Below are 4,801 nucleotides of genomic sequence, written 5' to 3'. Positions count from 1 at the left end.
AGGCGATGACGAACGTTGCCAGTACGCATGGCGTCGCGCTCTGCTCTTAGGGCTCTTAGGCCGGGGTGAGCGGCTTGATGGCCTGAAGCTCTTCTTCGTGGTCGGCGTGCTCTTTCGACAGGTCATAGGTCGTCTGGAGGTTCATCCAGAACGCCTCGGTAGTGTCGAAGTAGCGGGCCAGGCGAATCGCGGTGTCCGCAGTGACATCGCGCTGGCCGCGGATGATCGCGTAGATGCGAGTCTTGTCCACTCCGATGTCCTGCGCCAACCGGTAGGAGCTGATGCCCAACGGCTCGAGGAATTCTTCATGGAGGATGACACCGGGGTGGATGAGGTGGGTGGTGCTCATCGGTCTTCCTGGTGGTAGTCGCAGATCTCGAGGTCGGTCGGGCCATGGTCGGTCCATCTGAAGCAGACGCGCCACTGATCGTTGATTCTGATGCTGTGCTGTCCTCGGCGGTCGCCTTTGAGGGCTTCCAATCGATTCGCCGGCGGTATGCGTAGATCTTTCAGGGCGGCGGCTGCGTCGAGCATCTGTAGCTTGCGCATCGTCACCGACAGGATGCGCGGAGCGAGCTTGCCCTTCTTGTCTTTACCAATCTTCCAAGGCTGCCGCGTGCGACTGTCCCTGAATGACTGGATCATGCTCCGATAGTAGCGCGGTACGCTACTCTGGGCAAGGAAGTGATTTCGGAGGGCCTGGCGGTATCTACCCCAACGGGACGTCACCATGACCGGGCGGTGACCAGGAGCCTCCGCGCTGCCCTGTCGGCCGGGGAGTGCCGGTGACTGAGCTGAGCTCCGCGCCACCGGAGGTGACTGACGTGACTGCTATGGTCGGTGCGGGGGCTGGCCATTAGGTGCTCGGCATGGTCGCCGCGACCTCGGCAGACGCGAGAGAAGGGTTCCTTCTCGCCGAGAAGCGGGGCGAGGTTCCACTTCCGCGTGGCATCACCCTGGCCCTCGCCCTTATAGCCGACAATGCTGAGTTCAGGACCGCCGGGCCCCAACAGGACCAGGCGGGGTACGATCCGGCTGGTCATACCGTGGGCAGCCCTCGCAGCGGGGCTCTGGACGAAGATCCACCAGTTCGTCGACGACCACTTGCTGCCGTCGGTGGTGTTGCCGACCGCTGATCAAGCCAGCAACGCGCCGATGCTAGCGCCGTAATGACAGCGGCTGAAGGCCGGTGGCCCGGGCTGGCGGGGTGAACCCGGCCGGCTCACCCTGCGAGGACGAATCCTCGCTCCTCGCGGTTGGTCCGGGATCAGCTGCGCTGTCGCCGGACCGTCCTTGAAGACGTAGGCGCCAAGGGGCTGGAGTCTTCCCGACCGAATCCGTAACTGGAGAAAGCCCATGCCCCGGCACGGGCGAGGAAAGTGTCGATCCTCCAGCGCGCAGTCCGGGGCGATCGATTTCCCTGAACAACGCTGTGCCGCCCGGATACCCCCTGTGGGCCGGGCGGCACAGCGGCCGTTCAGGCTATGCCTTGGTTCAGCCGCCCAGGCCTCCCAGGAGGGAGAGGACGGTGTCCAGCAGGCCGGTGATTGTTCCCAGCAGGCCGCTCAGCTCAGGCATGACGTCTCCTTCGTATCTATGTACTCATCATGGTCGTCACGCCCACGCCGCAGGACATCACCTGAACGTGAACATGACATGGCACACCTTACTCAGCAACACGCGTGGTGACTAGGGGCCGTCCCCGGTGCGAGCCACGGAGTCGACAGAATCTTCAGCAGACCCAGGCGTCGGGCCTCTCGTGCTGCAGCGTAGCCTGGGAAATCCCCCAAGCCGAACGACTGTACCGCTGAGGGCTGGCGCTGCTATCGGTCTGGCTTGGCTTCAACCGTTATTGTCACCCGTGGTCCCGCTTGCAGGTCTGCCGTAGGCTCTCCTCGCAGAGTCTGACAATGCGTGCATCGCGAAAATGACGTCGTTCCGAGAAGGTGGCGAACCTGTGCCTAAAGATGCCAAGCCTCTAGCAGTCAACCTCCACGTGACAAGATTCCTGATGATGACAACTCTGGGCTTGCTTGCGCTGGGGACGACAGGTTGTGGCGATGAGGGAAGCTCCCAGACCTCTCAAGAGGAGAGCGCTCCGGGCCAGAATGAGTCGGAGACGGCGAATGCAGAGGAACAGACTGAGGAGCCGACCGACGGGGAGTCTATGGAGTACACAGACCCCTCCGAGGCTGAGAGTTACTGCGGGGTAGTTGAAGGGCTGGTGACCCTTAATAGAGAAGCCTCCGAACAGGGGCAACAGGCTGCTACAGCTCAAATGGGGGAGCGGCTGGCTCTTTTCGCTGATTCCGCTGACAAGCTTGAAGAGCTCGCTCCCGATCAAGAAGCACAGGAACTGTGGGGTGACGTCGGCAGCTCTTATAGCGAAGCTCGCAATTTTTACCTGAGCTCTGGTGAACAGCCGGCTAACGATCACTTCCTTTTCCTCCTCTCCGAAGCGGTTGAAGCTGGCACTGACGCGTTCGAAGCAGAGCAGGAGGAGGTGCAGGAGGAATGCGACGTGGATGTCTCCGTGCTGATCCCGGAAGAGTGAGGATCAAGGCAACGTGTCTCGGCGCTGTAGCCATAATGCTTATAAGCGGGTGTGGCCAAGAGGAACCCCCCAGTGATGCAGCGTCCACCGCCGCACAAGAGAATATGAGCGGTGAGGAGTCTCCAGAGCCGCTGGATGACCCACAGGAAGCGGAAGAGCTCTTTGAAGACTTTCAAGACCTGGTCTCTGAGACGGCCGGCTTCCGGGCTGAAGGCAGCACAACCGTCGAGGGTCAGACGCAGCGGGCCGACATGGCTTTCGACGCGCAGGACGGAGGCTTCGAAGGCACTGTCAGTGTTTCTGGGGGAAACCTCGACATGGACCTTGAAGTCATCCGCGCAAACGACCTGACGTGGATCAAGGGTCCGACCGAATACTGGGAATCTCTCGGGTATCCCTCCGACGGGGCGAGCGTCGCCGAGGGAATGTATGTCGTTTTCGAGATGTCCGCGGGGGATGCCGTAGCCGACCCCTATGACTATGCCCGGCTGTTGGAACAGACAACAGCGGTTGCGATGAGCGACATCACTGTGGAAGGCACGGTGGAATCCAGCCAGGGGGAAGCCTTCCGGTATGTCCTGGGAGGCGACGAAGACTCTCCATGGTTGGAACTTCCGTCCAATGGTGATCTTGACTCGGCTCGGTACGTGAGCACGGCGAACGATCTGGAGGCCGATGTCCGCTTCTGGGGCTTCGGCGCTGACGTCGACGTTGAGGCCCCACCTCCCGATGAAGTCCTCGGAGGCATGGAGGGTCGATCCAGTTAAACTTAAGTCTACAATCCGCTCATCGTTATACTCTTGTTATCTGATGTTCAGGCATCTTCCTCTAGGGTTGCGTAGGGCGTCGCTCACAGTAGCGGCCTCTGAACGGATCACTCGCAGGCTTGCCTTCTACCCGTCTTCCATCCGGGAGTCGCGGTTGGTGCGTGCCTATTCGTGGTGTCCGTGCCCGATGCCCTGAAGTCAACTAGGGGGAATGAAGTGAATAACGAAGTGAGTACATCACCTCACGATGAGCGAGGACGAGGGCGATCTTCCAGGGGCCTGCGAGGCTCTGTGGGGGCGCTCAGCGTCGCGGCTATGGCCGTTGCCTTCATGGCACCTGCAGCTCCTGCTGCCGCCGCAGATCTCGAGGAGGGCCAGTTCTCCGGAGAAGCACGCAACTACGGCGTGTTCGCAGGAGTGGGACTGCTGGACAATTCTGTCAACGCTCGGGCAAACATTGCCGAGTCGGTGACGGTGGCGAACTCTGAGGGACTCTCCGACTATTCCGGCACCGGTGTCGGTGAATTCGCCGTTCCTGGATCGATCGCGGATGATCCTGAGGCTCGCGCCTACAGCCGCGCCGCGCCGATCGGCGCTGGTGCGATCGGTATCCCCGTGGACGTCGTCAATGCGGAGTCTTACTCGACGACAGTCCAGGACGTGGACGAGGCGTCCAACGATTTCGGAAACCTCGACATCCCGCTGCTTGGCAACCTTGAGGGGCTGACCGGAGCCACTTCCACTACGTGGACTGATGAAGTGCTCTCCAATGGAGGCACCGTGGCAGATTCGGTGACCACCACTGGTGATCTCAACCTGATCTCGGGGCTGGGGGAGGAGATTCCCGCGCCTGTCCCGGGACTGTCAGACATCTTCCCCGTGGGCAGCGCCAATCTGGGGCAGAACACCAATGAAGTTCGTCTGGTCGACAACGGGTCTGAGCAGTGCCCCGGTGCGTTGGGCGTAGAGACCGAGGCCACGTGGACCTTCGCCGATGTTCAGCTCTTCGGCGGCCAGGTTGGGGTGTCCTGGGGTGGCGAGTCCTCGGGTGAAACGGGGACCATCGTTGCCAGCGCCAGTGGCCAGCCGAACGGCGCCTCCGTCGACGTCTCCACTATGCCCAGCATGGCTGTCGTTGTCGGTGAGAATGAGTTCGTGATCGAGCCGGGGCTGGGCATCGAGCTGTCGGAACTGCTCGAGGGCTCGAGTGCTGAATCTCTGCTGGACATCATCGATGGCGAACTCGTCTATGGCGGGCCCACCAACTTCGAAGAGGCCGCTGACGGTACCCATGCGTCCGGCACGATGGGAGGCCTGCAGGGTGACCTGCAGCTGCTTTCCGTCCCAGTGGTTGCTCCGGACGGTCTCGGAAGCCTGGAGCTCGGTTTCGAGCGCGTCGATGTCGCTGCAGACGTGAGCCAGGGCGGCGTCAACTGCACTGACGACGGAGGAACCCCTGACGGCTCGGCCGACGGCGTCG

The 4,801-nt window shown here is 61.7% G+C and carries 5 protein-coding genes; 3 read left to right on the top strand and 2 right to left on the bottom strand.

The annotated features are described in order from the left end of the window. Positions 1-55: 55 nt before the first annotated feature. Complete coding sequence (locus GU5_RS0111215) at positions 56-349, bottom strand: HigA family addiction module antitoxin (RefSeq protein ID WP_010525665.1); 294 nt, start codon at positions 347-349, stop codon at positions 56-58. Further along, complete coding sequence (locus GU5_RS16835) at positions 346-645, bottom strand: type II toxin-antitoxin system RelE/ParE family toxin (RefSeq protein ID WP_010525664.1); 300 nt, start codon at positions 643-645, stop codon at positions 346-348. The genes GU5_RS0111215 and GU5_RS16835 overlap by 4 nt, the downstream gene beginning before the upstream one ends. 1,312 nt (positions 646-1,957) lie before the next feature. Here GU5_RS16835 and GU5_RS0111205 point away from each other — a divergent pair. The 3 genes from GU5_RS0111205 to GU5_RS15410 all read left to right on the top strand — a co-directional run. Continuing rightward, positions 1,958-2,554: a hypothetical protein gene (locus GU5_RS0111205; RefSeq protein WP_139084430.1), complete on the top strand. Its 597-nt coding sequence runs from the start codon at positions 1,958-1,960 to the stop codon at positions 2,552-2,554. A 104-nt stretch (positions 2,555-2,658) separates the two neighbouring features. Beyond that, positions 2,659-3,321: a hypothetical protein gene (locus GU5_RS0111200; protein ID WP_010525662.1), complete on the top strand. Its 663-nt coding sequence runs from the start codon at positions 2,659-2,661 to the stop codon at positions 3,319-3,321. A gap of 315 nt (positions 3,322-3,636) precedes the next feature. Continuing rightward, positions 3,637-4,801 (top strand): hypothetical protein (locus tag GU5_RS15410; RefSeq protein ID WP_139084429.1); only part of this gene is annotated, 1,165 nt, incomplete at its 3' end.

This window comes from Nesterenkonia sp. F (genome assembly GCF_000220985.1).
In the GTDB taxonomy this organism is placed as follows: Bacteria; Actinomycetota; Actinomycetes; order Actinomycetales; family Micrococcaceae; genus Nesterenkonia.
The sequence above is the reverse complement of the archived record's forward strand: the minus strand, read 5'-3'. Positions and strand labels throughout refer to the sequence as shown.